Raw genomic sequence first — 15,345 nt, forward strand, 5'->3', positions numbered from 1 at the left:
CTCAGGCCTCGTCGGTCGACTCGGTCGCGGCGGCGGGCTCCTCGGCCGGCGCCTCGGCAGCCGGGGCCTCCTCCGCCTTCGGCTCGGCGTCGGTCTTCTCCGGCTCGTCGGCCTTCTCGGCCTTCTCGGACTTGTCAGCCTTCTCGGCCTTGTCGGACTTGTCCGACTTCTTGCGGCCGGTCACGGCGTCGCCCTTGGGCTCGCCCTGGGCCTCGCGCAGCGCCTCGTTGAAGATCTCGAGCTTGTCGCGCTTGGGCTCCTTGACCTTCAGCGTGCCCTCGGTGCCCGACTCGCCGCGGAACTTCTGCCAGTCGCCGGTGACCTTGAGGATGGCCTCGACGGCCTCGCTCGGCTGCGCGCCGACGCCCAGCCAGTACTGCGCCCGGTCGGAGACGACGTCGATGTACGACGGGTCCTCCTTGGGGTGGTACTTGCCGATCTCCTCGATCACCTTGCCGTCGCGCTTCTTGCGGGAGTCGACGACGACGATGCGGTACTGCGGCACCCGGACCTTGCCGAGGCGCTTCAAACGGATCTTGACGGCCACGTTTGTGGTGTCTCCTTGAGAACTTGAGGTGGGGTGAGACGCGACCGACCAGGTGGGGAACCGGCGATCGGACTCGGTGGGCGCTGCGCACGGCCGGTTGAGAGGGTCCGTCCGACGCAGAACTCAGCGGCCAAGTGTGCCAGACGCCGTCGGCGAGTCCGAAATCCGGCATCCCACCCCTTCGGCCGGGCATGCTCGGCGCATGAGCAGCAGACCTGGGACCCGCGTCCTCGTGCTCGGCATCGTCCTCGTGGTGCTGGCACCGGTGGTGCTCGTCGGCGGGCTGGTCGTCGCGTGGCGGGCGGTCGTGGGCGAGCGTGTCGACGTGCCCGCGGACGGACGGCCGCACGTGGTGGAGGTCGCGCCCGGGGAGGACCAGGGCGTCTGGACACGGGAGGACGAGCAGGTGGGCTGTGTCGTGCTCGACCCGCCCCCCGGCGAGGAGCCCGACGAGACGCGGCACCTCGTGGACACCGACGCGGTGGGCGGCGAGCTCACGGTCAACGGCTGGACGGCGCGGAACCGGTTCGACTCGGGCGACGGCAGCCTGGTGCTCGTCTGCGAGAGCACCCTTCCCGGGGCCGAGGCCCGGGTGGGCCCGGTGCCGTCCGTGCCGGTCACGGTCGGCCTCACCGTCGGGTCGGTCTTCGTCGCGGTGCTCCTCGGGCTGGCCGGCCTGGTGCTCCTCGTCGTCGGCCTGGTGCGCCGCAGCGGCAGCCGGCGCCCGGCCGCGCCCGGCGGCGCTCAGGGATAGCGGCGCCCGCGCAGGACGACGTACGACGGCTCCGCGAGCACGCCGAGGTCCTCGACGGGGTTGCGCGGGTAGACGACGAAGTCGGCCGGGTCGCCCTCGGCCAGGCCGCCGTTCCACCCCAGCCACGCGCGCCCGCGCCACGACGCGGCGCCGACGACGTAGTCGGCGGGGAGGCCGATGTCGACCATCGCCCGGATCTCCTCGTGGAGGTAGCCGTGGCGCGCGGTGCCGCCGCCGTCGCTGCCGACGTAGAGCTCGATGCCGGCGTCGAACGCGGCCATCAGCACGTCGCGGCGCCGCCGGTGCAGCTGATCCATGGTGGCGGCGTAGGCGGGGAACTTGTCGCGCCCGGCCTCGACGTACTGCGGGAACTTGTCGGTCTGCTGCACGGTCGGCACCAGCGCCACCCCGCCGGCGGCCATCTGCTCGATGTGGTGCTCCCGCAGCCCGGTGCCGTGCTCGATGCAGTCGATGCCGGCGTCGAGGAGCGGGGAGAGCGAGTCGCTGCCGAAGCAGTGGGCGGTGACCTTGGCCCCGGCCTCGTGCGCGGCCTCGATCGCGGCGGCGACCGCGTCGGGCGGGAACGACGGGGCGAGGTCGCCCTCCTCCCGCGAGATCCAGTCGCCGACCAGCTTGACCCAGCCGTCGCCGGCGGCCGCCTGCTCGGCGACGGTGGCGACCAGGTCGGCCGGCTCCACCTCCACGCCGTAGTTGCGGAGGTAGCGGCGGGTCCGGGCGACGTGGCGGCCGGCGCGGATCAGCCGGGGCAGGTCCTCGCGCTCGTGCACCCACCGGGTGTCGGCCGGCGACCCGCAGTCGCGCAGGAGCAGCACCCCCTTGTCGCGGTCGGCGACCGCCTGCCGCTCGGTCTCGGCGTCGTCGACCGCTCCCCCGTCCTCGAGCCCGAGGTGGTTGTGGGCGTCGACCAGCCCCGGGAGGATCCAGCCCTCCGCGGCGGTGTCGGCGCCGCGCTGCTTCTCGTAGGTGATGCGTCCGTCGACGACGAACAGCTCCTGCACCTCGCCGTCGGGCAGGACCGGACCGGTGAACCGCAGCGCACTCACGCCCCCGACCGTAGCGGAGACGCCTCCGGACCGGCCCGGCCCTCAGAGGCGGTCGAGCAGCCAGGTGGGCCGGACGGTGGTGGCGCCGACCCCGGCCACCCGGGCGTCGAGGGCCCGGTCGGCGGTGACGACGGTGACCTGCTCGCCGCGCTCGCCGGCCGCCCGGGCCTCGGCGAGGATCGTGGTGTCGCCGTCCCGGGGCGCGTGGACGGTGCGGACGTGGGCGTCGCGCCCGGCGCGGACGCCGCCCTTCGCACCGCCCTCGAGGACCAGCACGACCACGTCGTGGGGCACGTCGGCGACGAGCAGCTGCTCGTGCAGCCGCCGCGCCGCCCCGGCACGGTCCTTCCACCAGCCGTCGGGCCGCGCGCCGACCACGTTGGCGCCGTCGACGATGAGGACGGTCGTCATCGGGGCGCCCCGCCCTACTTGAGGAACTTCGAGAAGTCCTTGGGCAGGTCGAGGTTGGCGGCCGCGGCCTCGTAGTCGATCTCCTCGCCGGGGAGCCCGAACGGGTTCGCTGCCCGCTCCTCGCTCTTCTTCTTCGCCTCCGCGGCCTGTTGCGCGGCCTTGGCCGGGTTGCCGGACCGGCGCTGGCCGCCCTTGCCCTTCTTCTGCTTGGCCTTGGCCTTCTTGCCGCCCGCGCCGCCCATCGGCATGCCGGGCATGCCCGGCATCCCCCGGCATGCCGGGCATCCCGCCGCCGCGGGCCATCTGGGTCATCATCTTGCGCGCCTCGAAGAACCGGTCGACGAGGTTGTTGACGTCGGAGACGGTGCGGCCGGAGCCCTTGGCGATGCGGGCGCGGCGGGGAGCCGTCGATCATCTTCGGGTTCGCCCGCTCGGCCGGGGTCATCGAGCGGATGATCGCCTCGACCCGGTCGATCTCACGCTCGTCGAAGTTCTCGAGCTGCTCGCGGATCTGCCCCGCGCCGGGCAGCATCTTGAGGATCTTGGTCATCGAGCCGAGCTTCTTGACCTGCTGCATCTGCTCGAGGAAGTCGTCGAGCGTGAACTCGCCGCCCTGCCCGGTGAGCTTCTGCGCGGCCTTGAGCGCCTGCTCCTGGTCGAACGTCTTTTTCGGCCTGCTCGATCAGGGTGAGCATGTCGCCCATGTCGAGGATCCGCGACGCCATCCGGTCGGGGTGGAACAGGTCGAAGTCGGTCATCTTCTCGCCCGAGGAGGCGAACATGACCGGCCGGCCGGTGACCTGGCGGATGGAGAGCGCGGCGCCGCCGCGGGCGTCGCCGTCGAGCTTGGTGAGGACGACGCCGTCGTAGCCGACGCCGTCGAGGAACGCCTGCGCGGTGGTCAGCGCGTCCTGGCCGATCATCGCGTCGACGACGAACAGCACCTCGTCGGGCTGCACGGCGTCGCGGATCGCCGCGGCCTGCGACATCATCTCGGCGTCGACGCCGAGGCGGCCGGCCGTGTCGATGATGACGACGTCGTGGAGCCGGCGCTTCGCCTCGTCGACCGAGGCCCTCGCCACGCCGACGGGGTCGCCGACGCCGTTGCCGGGCTCGGGGGCGAAGACGGGTACGCCGACCTTGTCGCCGTTGACCTGCAGCTGCTGCACCGCGTTGGGGCGCTGGAGGTCGGCCGCCACCAGCATCGGCGTGCGGCCCTGCTCCTTGAGCCAGAGGGCGAGCTTGGCCGCGAGCGTGGTCTTGCCGGCGCCCTGGAGGCCGGCGAGCATGATGACGGTCGGCCCGCTCTTGGCGAACCGGAGCCGGCGGGTCTCGCCGCCGAGGATGGTGACGAGCTCGTCGTTGACGATCTTGACGACCTGCTGGGCGGGGTTCAGCGCCTGGCTGACCTCCTCGCCGCGCGCCCGCTCCTTGACCGCCGCGACGAACTCCTTGACGACGGGCAGCGCGACGTCGGCCTCGAGCAGCGCGATCCGGATCTCACGGGCGGTCGCGTCGATGTCGGCCTCGGAGAGCCGGCCCTTGCCGCGGAGGTTCTTGAACGTCTCGGCCAGGCGGTCGGAGAGGGTGGCGAACACAGGCGGTGCGTCCTCGTCGGGGTCGGAGGGGAGAAGAACAGCGGTCGACCGATCCTAACCGGCCCCTCCCCGACCACCGTCGTCGGCGACGTCTGCCGGCCGCCGCACGGGGTATCGCGCGGGCATGAAGGTCAAGTCGGCCCTGATCTGGGTCCCGGTCGCCCTCGTGGGCGCCGTCTGCTGGACCGTGCTGGCGCTCTCGCGCGGCGAGAACGTGTCGGCCCTGTGGGTCCTGTTCGCCGCGCTGGCGTCGTACGCCATCGCCTACCGGTTCTACGCCCGGTTCATCTCCCACCGCGTGCTCGAGGTCGACGACACCCGCGCCACCCCCGCCGAGCGGATGCAGAACGGGCAGGACTTCGACGTCACCGACCGCCGCGTCCTCTTCGGCCACCACTTCGCGGCGATCGCCGGGGCGGGCCCGCTCGTGGGCCCGGTGCTGGCCGCCCAGATGGGCTACCTGCCGGGGACGATCTGGATCATCGTCGGCGTCATCCTCGCCGGCGCCGTGCAGGACATGATGGTCATGTTCTTCTCGATGCGCCGCGACGGGAAGAGCCTCGGCCAGATGGTCCGCGAGGAGATCGGCGTCGTCGGCGGCGTCGCGGCGCTGGTCGCGGTGTTCGCGATCATGATCATCATCCTCGCGGTGCTCGCGCTCGTCGTGGTCAACGCGCTCGCCGAGTCCCCGTGGGGCGTCTTCTCGATCGGCCTGACCATCCCGATCGCGCTGTTCATGGGCTTCTACCTGCGCTACCTGCGGCCCGGCCGGGTCAGCGAGGTCACCGCGATCGGCGTCGCGCTGCTGCTGGTCGCGATCGTCCTCGGCGGCTGGGTCGACGACACCGCGCTCGGCGAGGCGCTCACCCTCTCCCCGAGACGCTCACCATCTGCCTGGTGGTCTACGGCTTCGTCGCCTCGGTGCTGCCGGTGTGGATGCTTCTGACGCCGCGCGACTACCTCTCGACGTTCATGAAGATCGGCGTGATCGTGCTGCTCGCCCTCGGGCTGGTGCTGGCCCCGCCCCGCGCTGCAGAACGAGGACGTCACGAGCTTCGCCCTCGACGGCGACGGGCCGGTCTTCGCCGGCGAGCTGTTCCCGTTCGTGTTCATCACCATCGCGTGCGGCGCGCTGTCCGGCTTCCACGCGCTGATCTCCTCGGGCACGACGCCGAAGATGATCGCCAAGGAGAGCCACGTGCGGATGGTCGGCTACGGCGGCATGCTGATGGAGTCGTTCGTCGCCATCAGCGCCCTGATCGCCGCCTGCGTCATCGACCAGGGTCTCTACTACGCGATGAACAGCCCGGCCGGCGCCACCGGCGGCACGGCGGAGTCGGCGGCGGAGTTCGTCGGCACGCTCGGCTTCACGATCTCGCCCGACGCGCTCACTCAGGCGGCCGCATCGGTGCAGGAGCCGTCCCTCGTGTCGCGCACCGGCGGCGCGCCGACCCTAGCGCTCGGCATCTCCTCGATCTTCACCGACGCGTTCGGCGGCGGGTTGGCCGCGTTCTGGTACCACTTCGCGATCATGTTCGAGGCGCTGTTCATCCTGACCGCCGTCGACGCCGGCACCCGGGTGGGGCGGTTCATGCTCCAGGACACGATCGGCAACGTCTGGCCGCGGTTCGGCGACACCTCGTGGCGCCCGGCCGCGTGGCTCGCCAGCGCGGTGGTCGTGGGCGCCTGGGGCTACATGCTGTACGTCGGCGTCACCGACCCCCTCGGCGGCATCAACCAGCTGTTCCCGCTGTTCGGCATCAGCAACCAGCTGCTGGCCGCGATCGCGCTGTGCCTGTGCGTGACGCTGATGCTCAAGCACGGCAAGGCGAAGTGGGTCTGGGTGCCCGGCATCCCGCTGGTCTGGGACCTGGTCACCACGATGACGGCGAGCTACCAGAAGGTCTTCTCCGACAACCCGTCGATCGGGTACTTCGCCCAGGCCGACCGCTACCGGGAGGCTCGCGACGCCGGCGAGGTGCTGGCGCCGGCGGCCGACGCCGGCCAGATGGACCAGATCGTCACCAACTCCACCGTCAACGGCGTCCTCCAGCTGACGTTCGCGCTGCTGGTGATCGTGGTCGTCGCCAACGCGGCGGTGGTCTGGGTGCGGGCGGTCCGCGCCGGCAGCCTGCCGACGACCGAGGTGCCGCACACGCCGTCGGAGATCGTGGCGCCGTCCGACTTCTTTCGCCACGGCGGAGGAGAAGGCGGCGGTGCGGGAGTGGGAGGAGTCGCAGCGCCTGACCGGGAGCGCGCGGTGACCGCGCAGGCGGCGGGCGGCGTCGTACGGCGGGCGTGGGAGGGCCTGCGCTGGTACGTGAGGGCCGCGACCGGTGAGGACCGCTGGGACGACCACGTCGCCCGTTGCGTGCGGGAGGGGCGGGAGCCGATGACCCGCCGCGAGTTCGAGCGGCACCGCGCCGACCAGCGCGAGCACGCCGGGGCGGCCGGGCGCTGCTGCTGAGCCGTCACCGAAAGCTGCGGAACCCGACGGCGCCGCGGGCCGGCGCGTAGGCTGGCGCGGTGACGGTGGTGGTGTGGGTCGCGGCAGGCGTCCTGGTGCTCGGGCTCGTGGTCTGGACGGGCACGCGGATGGTGCGGACCAGCGAGGGCGGCGGCGGGGTCGGCAACGGCCTCGGCACGTTCGTCGACGTCTTCGACCCGGCGCGGGCGCGGTCCGACGAGGACCTGAAGTCCAAGGAGCACCAGCGCGAGGCCACCCCCGCTCCCCGAGGACGACGACCGGCCGGTGTCGGTCGACCTGACCGCGGGGCGCGTGCGGGTGAAGCGGCCCCCCGTCAGCCCGGTCGGCCCCGTCAGCCCGGTGCCCGAGGACTGAGCCGGTCGCGCACCGCGTGCGCGGCGTCGGCGGCGCGGGTCTCCGACAGCGCCGCGGCGTGCGCCTCCTGCACGTAGAACACGTCGACGGCCTGCGGGCCGAGCGTCGAGACGTGCGCGGACCGCACCGAGATGTCGAGGTCGGCGAGCGCGGAGCACACCTGGTGGACCACCCCGAGCCGGTCGGCGGCCCGCACCTCGAGCACGGTGGCCTGGTCGCTGGCCTCGGGGCGGACCACGACGGCCGGCGCCAGCTCGCCGGGCGTCGCCCGCGGCCGCAGTCGCGCCGCGGCGTCGACGCGGCGCTGGGCGACGCCGTCGTACTGGTCGCGCAGCCTGCCCGCGTCGAGCCGGTCGTCCGCCACGTCCCACACCGACACCCCGTGGTCGCCCTGCGACCAGACCCGGGCGGCGCGGACCGCCACCCGTTGGAGCGCGAACGTCGCCGCGACGTCGGCGAGCAGGCCGACCCGGTCGGGCGCGACGACGGTGACCCGGCTGCCGTCGCCGACCCGCTCCACGGTGATCGAGGTGCCGCCGGCGCGGACGGCGTCCGGCACCTCCACCTCGTCGACCGGGATCGCCGGCGGCGCGCTCCCCCGCTCCAGGGCGCTCCGGGCGCGGCTCGCGAGGTCGTGGACGAGCCCGGCCCGCCACGAGGTCCAGGCCTGCGGCGAGGTGGCCTTGGCGTCCGCCTCGGTGAGCGCGGCGAGCAGCGACAGCGCCTCGGCCGAGGGCACCAGGCTCGTGACGGCCTCGAGGGTGGCGGGGTCGTCGGGATCGCGGGTGGTGGCGGTGCGGGCGAGCAGAAGGTGCCGGCGCACCAGCAGGGCGACGAGGTCGACCGCCTCGGCGTCGAACCCGATCCGCGTGGCCACGGCCCGGGCGATCGGCTCGCCGGCCACGCTGTGCTCGGTCAGGCTGCCCTTGCCGATGTCGTGGAGCAGCGCGGCGACGACGAGCACGTCCGGCCGCGCGACGTCGCGGATCAGCGCTGAGGCCTCGACGCAGGTCTCGACGACGTGCCGGTCGACGGTGAACCGGTGGATCGCCGACGCGTGCGGCAGCAGGCGGATCCGCTCCCACTCGGGAAGGACCCGGTCGAGGGCACCAGTCTCGTCGAGGGTCTCCCCAGACGGCGAGGAGCCCCCGCCCCGACGCGAGCAGCCGCACCAGCTGGCGGCGGGCCTCGGCGGGCCACGGCTCGGGCAGCGGCGGGCACTCCCGGGCGAGCCGGGCCGCCGTCGACGGCGCCAGCACCACGTCGCGCTCGGCGGCCTCCGCCGCCGCTCGGAGCAGCAGGACGGGGTCGTGGGCGGGCCGGGCCCCGCGGTCGAGCACCACCTCGCCGTTCGCCAGCGCCACGCCGGGTGCCAGCGGCTCGAGGTCGGGGCGGCGGGGCCGTCCGGCCGGTGCGCGGCGCAGCGCGTCGTCGGCGCGGCGCCACGCGAGCCGGGAGAGGTGGGTGAGCCGCCGCCCCAGCTCGCGGACGTGCCGCTGCGCGGCCCGCTCGTCGGGCAGGCCGAGCCCCGCGGCGAGCGTGTGCCCAGTGCTCCGGACCGATCCGGTCGGCCGCGCGCCCGGCCGTGGCGTGGAGCAGGTCGCGCACGTCGAGCAGCTGCCGGCGGGTGCGCTCGAGGTCGGCGGCCGGTACGTCGACCAGCCAGGTCGCCGCCAGCCCCTTGAGGACGGTGGCGTCGCGCAGGCCCCCCTCGGCCTCCTTGAGGTCCGGCACCGACAGGTGCGCGAGCTCGCCGGCGAGCCGGTGGCGGTCCCGCACCTTGGCGCGCAGCTCCGGCAGCCGCTCCCGGGCGTCGCGGCGCCACTGCGCGAGCACCGTGCTCCGCAGCCGGAGGCTGACCCCGGGGTCGCCGGCGACGTGGCGCACGTCGAGCATCCCGGCCGCCACCCGCACGTCGGCGGCCGCCGCGTCCAGCACCTCCGGAAGCGTGCGCACCGCGTGGTCGAGCCGCGCGCCGGAGTCCCACAGCGGGTACCAGACGTCCCGGCCCACCGCGCCGACGTCGACGCCGTCGTCGGACACCAGCACCAGGTCGAGGTCCGAGCACGGCGCGAGCTCGCCCCGGCCGTAGCCCCCCGACCGCCACCAGCGCCACCCCCGCGTCCGGACCTCCCGCGGCGTCGTACGCGGACACGCAGAGGGCGTCGGCCGCCGCCGTCCGCTCCGCCCGCTCGGCAGCCGTCATGACGCGCGGTGGCCGTCAGAGCGCAGCGGAGTCCTTGTCGCCCGTGCGGACCCGGACCACCGTCTCGATCGGGCTCACCCAGACCTTGCCGTCGCCGATCCGGCCGGTCTGCGCGGTCTTGGTGATGATGCCGACGATGTCCTCGGCGTCCTCGTCGTCGACGACGATCTCGATCCGGATCTTGGGGACGAGCGCGATGTCGTACTCGGCACCGCGGTAGACCTCGGTGTGGCCCTTCTGCCGGCCGTAGCCGCTGACCTCGCTGACCGTCATGCCGGTGACGCCGAAGGCCTCGAGCGCCTCGCGGACGTCCTCCCACTTGTGCGGCTTGATGACCGCCGTGACCAGCTTCATGCGCCCACCTTCGACGGGCGAGGTTTCGCGGCGGTCCGGAGGTTGTTTCAGGGATGCAACGAGTTCGGCGCGCGTGTTACGGCCGGGTTTCGGGCGGAGGGGTGCTCAGCCGAGCATCGCGTCGACGAACGCGGCCGCGTCGAACGGCGCGAGGTCGTCGGGTCCCTCGCCGAGGCCGACCAGCTTGACCGGTACGCCGAGCTGGCGCTGCACGGCCACGACGATGCCACCCTTCGCGGAGCCGTCGAGCTTGGTCAGCACGATGCCGGTCACGTCGACCGCCTCGGAGAACACCTTCGCCTGGATCAGGCCGTTCTGCCCGGTGGTGGCGTCGAGGACGAGCAGCACCTCGGTGACCGGCGCCTGCTTCTCGATGACCCGCTTGACCTTGCCGAGCTCGTCCATGAGCCCCTGCTTGTTCTGCAGCCGGCCGGCGGTGTCGACGACGACGGTCTCGACACCGGTGCCCGCGCCGCGCTCGACGGCGTCGAACGCGACGCTGGCCGGGTCGCCGCCCTCGGGGCCGCGCACGACCTCGACGCCGACCCGCTCGCCCCAGGTGGTCAGCTGGTCGGCGGCCGCGGCGCGGAACGTGTCGGCGGCCGCGAGCAGCGTCGAGCGGTCCTCGGCGACGAGGATCCGGGCGAGCTTGCCGACGGTGGTCGTCTTGCCGGTGCCGTTGACCCCCACCACCAGCACCACGCCGGGGTGGCCGTCGGCTCCGGTGACCTGCAGCGAGCGGTCCATCGTCGGGTCGACGAGGGCGATCAGCTCCTCGCGGAGCACGGAACGCACGTCCGCCGGGGCGGCACCGCCGCCGTCGACGCGGAGCCGGAGCCGCAGCCGCTCCACGAGCTCCTGCGTCGGCTGGACCCCGATGTCGGCGCCGAGGAGCAGGTCCTCGATGGCCTCCCCAGGTGTCCTCGTCGAGCCGGTCGCGGCTCAGCAGGCCCAGCAGGCCGCGGCCCAGCGCACCGGAGCCCGCGAGCCGCTGCCGCAGCCGCGCCAGGCGGGACGCCGGCCGCTCCGGCTGCTCGACCGTCGGGACCTCGGGCTCGGGGACGGGCTCCGTGACCGGCTCGGTGACGGGCTCGGTGACCGGCTCCGTGACCGGTGGCGCGGCCCGCTCCTCGGGCGGCGCGATGACGTCGGTCGACGCGCCACGCGGCGGCTCGACCCGCGCCTCGTCGCGGGTCCTCCCCCGCAGCAGGCCGGCGAACCCGGCGCCGAGGACGACGACGGCCAGGACCGCGATCCCGATGACGACGTAGCTCCACTCCATGGGGCTCATCCAACCAGCAGCCGGGTCAGGGCCGGTCGGCCAGGCCGACCTCGACCGGGCTGCCCTCGCCCCGGCCGCTGCGGAGCAGGTCGAGCTCGGTGTCCCCCGATGACCGGGGCCGAGCCGACCGCCCGGCCGAGCGCGTCGCCCAGCCACGGCACGGCGGGCATCCGCTGCCCGCGGTGCGGGGTACGCGACGTAGGCGGCGACCAGGCCGGCGGCGACCAGGCTGACGAGCATGGCGATCACGATGACAAGCACGAGGCGGCTCGACCCTCCGAGTAGTCGTTCCGGGAGCGCCGGACCGCCGGTGAGCGGCGGACGGCGGGCGTGGCGCCGGAGCGAGCGCCACCGGCCCGAGTCTAGGTCCGCGCCCCGGTGGGGCCGGCGGCGGGGCGGCGGTTCCTCGGCACCGGCGCGCTCGCGCGCGCGGTTTCCGTCCGGCCGCGGTCTCGGTGCTAGCATCGAAGGTCCGGCGCGACGGTCGGACCTGTGACCCCTTTCCCTCCAGGAGACCGCAGCAGTGGACTACAGCGACGCGCTCGAGGCGACGCTCACGGTCCTTCGAGACGTCGAGCGCAACTGGGCGCCCGCCGCCCTGGCCAACGCGTTCGGCCCCGAGGCGATGGTGATGACCGACCTCATCGCCCGGCACGGCCTCGACATCGAGGTCTTCAGCATCGACACCGGGCGGCTGCCCGAGGAGACCCACGCGCTGGCGCACAGCGTGCACCGGCGCTACGGCCCGGTGATCACGATGGTCTCCCCCGACCCCGACGAGGTGCGCGCCTGGGTGCGCGACCACGGGCAGAACGGCTTCTACGAGAGCGTCGACCTGCGCGAGGGCTGCTGCGCGGTCCGCAAGGTGGCGCCGCTCCAGAGGTTCCTCCGCGGCAAGCGGGCCTGGATCGCCGGCCTGCGCCGCGAAGCACAGCATCACCCGCCGCGACCTCGAGGTCTCGGCGTACGACGAGGTCAACGGGCTGCAGAAGTTCAACCCGATGCTCGACTGGACCCACGACCAGGTGTGGGCCTACATCCGCGACCACGCGGTGCCCTACAACGAGCTGTTCGACAAAGGGCTACACGAGCATCGGCTGCTCCCCGTGCACGCGGGCGATCTCGCCCGGCGAGGACCAGCGCGCCGGCCGGTGGTGGTGGGAGGTCGACACCGTCAAGGAGTGCGGCATCCACCTCAACCCGCTGACCGGCAAGTTCGAGCGAAACGCCGCCTCCCCCGCCGATCAGGGGGAACCGGCGACCATGACGCACAATGGTCGGGCTCCGGCCGACCAGGCCCGGGCCCCGGAGACGACGGAGCAAGAGCAGGCAATGAACCAGACGAACGACGGAGGGAAGGCAATGCGGGTACTCATCCTGGGAGGGGACGGCTTCTGCGGCTGGCCGACCGCGTTGCACCTCTCGGCACAGGGCTACGAGGTCGCGATCGTCGACAACCTCTCCCGCCGCAAGATCGACATCGAGCTCGAGTGCGAGTCGCTGACGCCGATCCGCCCGATGGGCGAGCGCCTCCGTGCGTGGAAGGAGGTCAGCGGCAACGACATCGCCTTCCACGACATCGACGTGGCGGTCAACTACCAGCGGCTGCTCGACCTGCTCGAGAGCTGGCAGCCCGAGGCGGTCGTGCACTTCGCCGAGCAGCGGGCGGCGCCGTACTCCATGAAGAGCAGCCGGCACAAGCGCTACACCGTCAGCAACAACCTCAACGCGACCAACAACCTGCTGGCCGCGGTGGTGGAGTCGGGCCTCGACATCCACGTCGTGCACCTCGGCACGATGGGCGTCTACGGCTACGGCACGGCCGGCATGAAGATCCCCGAGGGCTACCTCCAGGTGAAGGTCGACGCCGGCGAGGCGGGCCTGATCGAGCAGGAGATCCTCTACCCCGCCAACCCGGGCTCGATCTACCACATGACGAAGACGCAGGACCAGCTGCTCTTCGCCTACTACAACAAGAACGACCACATCCGGGTGACCGACCTGCACCAGGGCATCGTGTGGGGCACCCAGACCTCCGAGACCCGGCGCGACGAGCGGCTGATCAACCGGTTCGACTACGACGGCGACTACGGCACCGTGCTCAACCGGTTCCTCATGCAGGCCGGCATCGGCTACCCGCTGACCGTCCACGGCACCGGCGGCCAGACCCGGGCGTTCATCCACATCCAGGACACGGTCAAGTGCATCCAGCTGGCCATCGAGAACCCGCCGGCGCGGGAGGACCGGGTGCACATCTTCAACCAGATGACCGAGACCCACCGGGTCCGCGACCTGGCCAAGATGATCTCCGACCGCACCGGCGTGGCGATCCACAACGTGCCGAACCCGCGCAACGAGGCGGACGAGAACGAGCTGCACGTCGCCAACGACCGCTTCCTGCACCTCGGCCTGACCCCCATCACCCTCAGCGAGGGCCTGATGGAGGAGGTCACCGAGATCACGCGGAAGTACGCCGACCGCTGCGACGAGACCAAGATCCCCTGCGTCTCGATCTGGAGCTCGGAGGCCCAGGCGGCGAAGACCACGGAGCCGACCGGCTGACGACGGTCGACCTCCGCGAGGGGTGTCCCCGGCTCGGCCGGGGGCGCCCCTCGTCCGTTCTCCGGGGCGGTCAGGCCCGGGGGTCGGGGCGGGTGACCCGCCCCAGGTCCCGCACCCGGTCGATCGCCAGCGCCGGCAGCGCCCGCACGATCGCCTTGCGGGTGTTGCTCTCCACGACCAGCGAGGTGTCGCGGCGGCGCTTGAAGATGATCGTGTCGGGCACGACGACGTGGCGCCACCCGCGGTTCATGGTCTCCACGCTGAACTGCCAGTCCTGGTAGGACAGCCCGCGCGGGATGTCGCGGTGGACGTAGGGCACCTCGAGGTGGGCCGCCCGCGGCGCGAGGCACAGCGAGTCGTAGGTGTTGCGCACGTAGAACAGGTGCGGGTCGAACAGCGGCGAGCCCTGGTCGAGGTTGACGAGCACGTCGTGCTGGCCGTCGAAGACCACGTTGAGCTCGGGGTGGGCGATCACCCGCTCCCCCGCCGCCTCGGCGTCGGCGAGCACCGCCAGCCCGTCGACCAGCCAGTTCTCGCTGAACAGGTCGTCGGCGTCGAGGAAGGCCACGTTGCGGCCCGCCAGCCGTGGCACCACCGCGTTGCGCACCCGGCCCAGGTCGCCCTCGGCCATCGCCCACCGCTCCCAGTGCGCGAACCGCGGCTGGTCGAAGTAGGCAGTGGTGGCCGCCGTGGCCGCGTCGAGCACCACCACCGTCTGCACGCGGTGGCCGGCGTCGCGCGCGGCGGCCACGGCCGCGTCCGCGGAGCGCATCGTCGGGCCGCAGACGGCGGTCTCGTCGTGGGCGGTCACGACCAGCGAGAGGTCGACCTCGGTCATCGCTCCTCCTCCGGCCGGAGCAGCACGGACGCCACGTGGTCGGCGAACGCCTCCTCGGTGCGCTCGGCCAGCAGCCGCTCGCGCAGCGCGGCGGCCCGCTGCGCGGAGCCGGCCGGGTCGGCGAGCACCGCGCGGATCGCGTCGACGTACGCCGTGGCGCCGGCGTCCTCGGGCACCGGCCAGGAGTGCTCGTCGGTGAGCACCTCGCCGGTGCCGCCGACGAGCGTCCCGACGATCGGCACCCCGGTCATGCCCACCTCGAGCAGGACGCTCGGGACGCCGTCCCAGCCCGAGGTGTAGAGCCAGAGGTCGGCGTCGCCGAGGTCGAGCTCGGTGATGTGGTCGTAGCTGCCCTGCAGCGCGATGTTCGGCGGCAGGTCGGCCCGGGTGCCCGCCCCGTCGAGGTCGGCCTGGCCCCACATGAGGAAGTCGACGTCGGGCAGCCGGCGCGCGATCTCGGCCACGAGCCCGACGCGCTTCTGCCGGTCGAGCCGGCCGGCCCAGTAGACGCGCGGCCGGCGGTCCGGGCGGGCCGAGGGACGGCCCGCCGGCTCGAGGGACGGGTCGACGGGGGCCCGGAAGACGTGCAGGCCGGGGAACACGTCCTCGCCCAGGGCGAACTGCTCCCTCAGCCAGCCGGCCAGGTAGGCGCTGTCGGTGATGACGCCCTCGACCACGTCGACGTTGCGGTAGAACTGCCGCAGCGGCAGGCCCACCCAATTGCCGCGTGGCAGCTGCTCGTTGCAGAAGAACAGCAGGAACAGCCGTTCGGAGTCCGCGAGCGCGCTGCCGTAGTGGCCGAGCGCCCGGTAGCCCAGCACCGAGTTGATGTTGACGACGGCGTCCGCGTGGAACGAGCGCACCAGCTCGACGAGCGCCCGCTCCGC

14 protein-coding genes and 3 pseudogenes are annotated in these 15,345 nt (G+C 73.2%); 6 read left to right on the forward strand and 11 right to left on the reverse strand.

What is annotated here, in order from left to right; translation table 11 throughout:
- Position 1: 1 nt before the first annotated feature.
- Positions 2-547 (reverse strand): 30S ribosomal protein S16, encoded by a 546-nt coding sequence (gene rpsP, locus MF408_RS01410; protein ID WP_240249972.1) that lies wholly within the window; start codon positions 545-547, stop codon positions 2-4.
- Positions 548-749: 202 nt separating this feature from the next.
- Here rpsP and MF408_RS01415 point away from each other — a divergent pair, with 202 nt between their 5' ends.
- Positions 750-1,301, forward strand: coding sequence for a hypothetical protein (locus MF408_RS01415; protein ID WP_240249973.1), 552 nt, complete (start codon positions 750-752; stop codon positions 1,299-1,301).
- Here the strand turns inward: MF408_RS01415 and MF408_RS01420 are convergent.
- The 3 genes and pseudogenes from MF408_RS01420 to ffh all read right to left on the reverse strand — a co-directional run bounded on the left by MF408_RS01420 (position 1,292) and on the right by ffh (position 4,374).
- On the reverse strand, positions 1,292-2,365 hold the full coding sequence (locus MF408_RS01420; protein WP_240249974.1) for an amidohydrolase family protein: 1,074 nt from the start codon (positions 2,363-2,365) through the stop codon (positions 1,292-1,294). The two genes, MF408_RS01415 and MF408_RS01420, sit on opposite strands and share 10 nt — an antisense overlap.
- 42 nt (positions 2,366-2,407) lie before the next feature.
- Positions 2,408-2,776, reverse strand: coding sequence for a hypothetical protein (locus MF408_RS01425; RefSeq protein ID WP_240249975.1), 369 nt, complete (start codon positions 2,774-2,776; stop codon positions 2,408-2,410).
- Between the two features lie 14 nt (positions 2,777-2,790).
- Positions 2,791-4,374: pseudogene (ffh, locus tag MF408_RS01430) on the reverse strand (signal recognition particle protein).
- A 124-nt stretch (positions 4,375-4,498) separates the two neighbouring features.
- On the opposite strand from ffh, the pseudogene MF408_RS24720 reads away from it, so the two are divergent.
- From MF408_RS24720 to MF408_RS01445, 3 genes and pseudogenes are all read left to right on the forward strand, one after another.
- Positions 4,499-5,334, forward strand: a pseudogene (locus MF408_RS24720) (carbon starvation CstA family protein); the annotation flags it as partial.
- A 70-nt stretch (positions 5,335-5,404) separates the two neighbouring features.
- Positions 5,405-6,841 carry a CstA-like transporter-associated (seleno)protein gene (locus MF408_RS24725; RefSeq protein WP_275693423.1) on the forward strand — a complete coding sequence of 479 codons (1,437 nt, stop codon included), beginning with the start codon at positions 5,405-5,407 and terminating at the stop codon, positions 6,839-6,841.
- A gap of 59 nt (positions 6,842-6,900) precedes the next feature.
- Positions 6,901-7,293 (forward strand): hypothetical protein, encoded by a 393-nt coding sequence (locus tag MF408_RS01445; protein WP_240249976.1) that lies wholly within the window; start codon positions 6,901-6,903, stop codon positions 7,291-7,293.
- On the opposite strand, the gene MF408_RS01450 is transcribed toward MF408_RS01445, so the two are convergent.
- The 5 genes and pseudogenes from MF408_RS01450 to MF408_RS01470 all read right to left on the reverse strand — a co-directional run bounded on the left by MF408_RS01450 (position 7,194) and on the right by MF408_RS01470 (position 11,228).
- Positions 7,194-8,291 (reverse strand): ACT domain-containing protein, encoded by a 1,098-nt coding sequence (locus MF408_RS01450; RefSeq protein ID WP_240251580.1) that lies wholly within the window; start codon positions 8,289-8,291, stop codon positions 7,194-7,196. The two genes, MF408_RS01445 and MF408_RS01450, sit on opposite strands and share 100 nt — an antisense overlap.
- Positions 8,204-9,265, reverse strand: a complete 1,062-nt coding sequence (locus tag MF408_RS01455) for a hypothetical protein (protein ID WP_240252204.1) — start codon at positions 9,263-9,265, stop codon at positions 8,204-8,206. The genes MF408_RS01450 and MF408_RS01455 overlap by 88 nt, the downstream gene beginning before the upstream one ends.
- 172 nt (positions 9,266-9,437) lie before the next feature.
- Positions 9,438-9,776, reverse strand: a complete 339-nt coding sequence (locus MF408_RS01460) for a P-II family nitrogen regulator (protein ID WP_240249977.1) — start codon at positions 9,774-9,776, stop codon at positions 9,438-9,440.
- Between the two features lie 105 nt (positions 9,777-9,881).
- Positions 9,882-11,067: pseudogene (gene ftsY, locus MF408_RS01465) on the reverse strand (signal recognition particle-docking protein FtsY).
- Complete coding sequence (locus MF408_RS01470; protein ID WP_240249978.1) at positions 11,064-11,228, reverse strand: hypothetical protein; 165 nt, start codon at positions 11,226-11,228, stop codon at positions 11,064-11,066. The pseudogene ftsY and the gene MF408_RS01470 overlap by 4 nt, the downstream one beginning before the upstream one ends.
- Positions 11,229-11,581: 353 nt before the next feature.
- On the opposite strand from MF408_RS01470, the gene MF408_RS01475 reads away from it, so the two are divergent.
- Both MF408_RS01475 and MF408_RS01480 read left to right on the forward strand, forming a co-directional pair.
- The gene (locus MF408_RS01475) at positions 11,582-12,265 is read left to right on the forward strand and encodes a phosphoadenosine phosphosulfate reductase family protein (protein ID WP_240249979.1); all 684 of its coding nucleotides are present in this window, start codon (positions 11,582-11,584) and stop codon (positions 12,263-12,265) included.
- Positions 12,266-12,420: 155 nt separating this feature from the next.
- Entirely contained in the window at positions 12,421-13,620 is a 1,200-nt protein-coding gene (locus MF408_RS01480; protein ID WP_240249980.1) for an NAD-dependent epimerase/dehydratase family protein, read from the forward strand.
- 70 nt (positions 13,621-13,690) lie between these two features.
- Here the strand turns inward: MF408_RS01480 and MF408_RS01485 are convergent, their stop codons facing one another.
- Both MF408_RS01485 and MF408_RS01490 read right to left on the reverse strand, forming a co-directional pair.
- Complete coding sequence (locus tag MF408_RS01485) at positions 13,691-14,458, reverse strand: glycosyltransferase family A protein (RefSeq protein ID WP_240249981.1); 768 nt, start codon at positions 14,456-14,458, stop codon at positions 13,691-13,693.
- Entirely contained in the window at positions 14,455-15,321 is an 867-nt protein-coding gene (locus MF408_RS01490) for a glycosyltransferase family 4 protein (protein ID WP_240249982.1), read from the reverse strand. Before MF408_RS01490 ends, MF408_RS01485 begins: the two co-directional genes overlap by 4 nt.
- Between the last annotated feature and the right edge of the window lie 24 nt (positions 15,322-15,345).

It is taken from the genome of Nocardioides sp. TF02-7, from assembly GCF_022437945.1.
GTDB lineage: Bacteria > Actinomycetota > Actinomycetes > Propionibacteriales > Nocardioidaceae > Nocardioides.

Coding starts and splice junctions, on each gene's coding strand:
- MF408_RS01485 (WP_240249981.1), bottom strand. CDS start 14,458: ATGACCGAGGTCGACCTCTCGCTGGTCGTGACCGCCCACGACGAGACC.
- MF408_RS01480 (WP_240249980.1), top strand. CDS start 12,421: ATGCGGGTACTCATCCTGGGAGGGGACGGCTTCTGCGGCTGGCCGACC.
- MF408_RS01415 (WP_240249973.1), top strand. CDS start 750: ATGAGCAGCAGACCTGGGACCCGCGTCCTCGTGCTCGGCATCGTCCTC.
- MF408_RS01460 (WP_240249977.1), bottom strand. CDS start 9,776: ATGAAGCTGGTCACGGCGGTCATCAAGCCGCACAAGTGGGAGGACGTC.
- MF408_RS01425 (WP_240249975.1), bottom strand. CDS start 2,776: ATGACGACCGTCCTCATCGTCGACGGCGCCAACGTGGTCGGCGCGCGG.
- MF408_RS01470 (WP_240249978.1), bottom strand. CDS start 11,228: ATGCCCGCCGTGCCGTGGCTGGGCGACGCGCTCGGCCGGGCGGTCGGC.